Below are 1612 nucleotides of genomic sequence, written 5' to 3'. Positions count from 1 at the left end.
GCAAGGTCACCGCCACCAGGCCGGCCGGTGGGGCTGGAGGGGTGACGTCGACCGTATTGTCGGCGACGAAGGCAATCGTGGCTTGCGTACTGGCATTGCCCGCCGCATCGGCTGCAATCACCTTGACCGTGCCATTGGGTTGAACGGTGTTGCTGGTCAACTCAAAGTGACCGTTCGAATCGGTGGTGACTTGCCGCGTCGTGTTGTCGGGCAAGGTCACGGTGACCTTGCTGTTGGCCTCGGCGCTGCCGGTGAGCTTGAGCTTGCCATCGGGCAAGGTCACTACAACCAGGTCGCTCGGTGTGGCTGGAGGGGTGACATCAACGGTATTGTCGGCAATAAAGTTAATCGTGGTTTTTGCGCTGGCATTGCCTGCGGCATCGGTGGCGATGGCCTGAACTGCGCCGTTGGGTTGTACACCCGTACTGGTCAGTTCGAAGACGCCATTAGGCCCAACGGTGACTTGTTGTGTAGTGCCATCAGGCAAGGTCACGGTGACCTTGCTGTTGGCTTCGGCGCTGCCGGTGAGCTTGAGCTTGCCATCGGGCAAGGTCACCACAATCAGATCGGCCGGAGCGGTTGGCGGCGTCACATCAGTCGTCTGGTACGTTACAGTTGTTTCAGGGCTTGTATGTCCTGCCGCATCTGCTGCCGTTACGGACACAACACCATTGGGTTGCGCGGTGGTGCTGGTCAGCTCGAAGGTGCCATTGGCCCCTGCGGTAACTTGCTGCGTAGCGCCATCGGGCAGAGTCACAGTGACCTTGCTGTTGGCCTCAGCACTGCCGCTGAGTTTGAGCTTGCCATCGGGCAAGGTCACTACAACCAGGTCGCTCGGTGCGGCAGGAGGGGTGACATCGACGGTATTGTCGGCATCAAAGTTAATCGTGGTTTTTGCGCTGGCATTGCCTGCGGCATCGGTGGCGATGACCTGGATCGCGCCGTTGGGTTGTACACCCGTACTGGTCAGTTCGAAAACGCCATTGGGCCCAACGGTGACTTGCTGTGTAGTGCCGTCGGGCAAGGTCACGGTGACCTTGCTGTTGGCTTCAGCGGTGCCGCTGACCTTGACCTTGCCATCGGGCAATGTCACCGCAACCAGACCGGCCGGGGCTGTTGGTGGCGTGATATCCACGGTGTTATTCGCGACAAAGTCAACCGAGGCTGCCGTGCCGGTATTGCCTGCAACGTCCGTAGCGGTGGCCTGCACCGCGCCATTGGGTTGCACACCGTTGCTGGTCAGTTCAAAGGCGCCATTGGCCCCAACGGTGACTTGCTGTGTAGTGCCGTCGGGCAGGATCACCGTGACCTTGCTGTGGGCCTCGGCGCTGCCGGTGAGCTTGAGCTTGCCATCGGGCAAGGTCACCGCCAACAGGCCGGTCGGTGGGGCTGGAGGGGTGACGTCGACCGTATTGTCGGCGACAAAGGCAATCGTGGCTTGCGTACTGGCATTGCCCGCCGCATCGGCTGCAATCACCTTGACGGTGCCATTGGGTTGAACGGTGTTGCTGGTCAACTCAAAGTGCCCGTTCGAATCGGTGGTGACTTGCCGCGTCGTGTTGTCGGGCAAGGTCACGGTGACCTTGCTGTTGGCTTCCGCGCTGCCGCTGAG

The 1612-nt window shown here is 60.7% G+C and carries 1 protein-coding gene; it reads right to left on the bottom strand.

Annotation, left to right across the window (positions count from 1 at the left end):
• Positions 1-1612: Ig-like domain-containing protein (locus FEM54_RS32220; protein ID WP_138454242.1), on the bottom strand; the 1612-nt coding region annotated here is incomplete at both ends.

The organism is Pseudomonas edaphica (assembly GCF_005863185.1).
GTDB classification, from domain to species: Bacteria; Pseudomonadota; Gammaproteobacteria; order Pseudomonadales; family Pseudomonadaceae; genus Aquipseudomonas; species Aquipseudomonas edaphica.
This window is presented reverse-complemented; position numbering and strand designations above follow the sequence as displayed.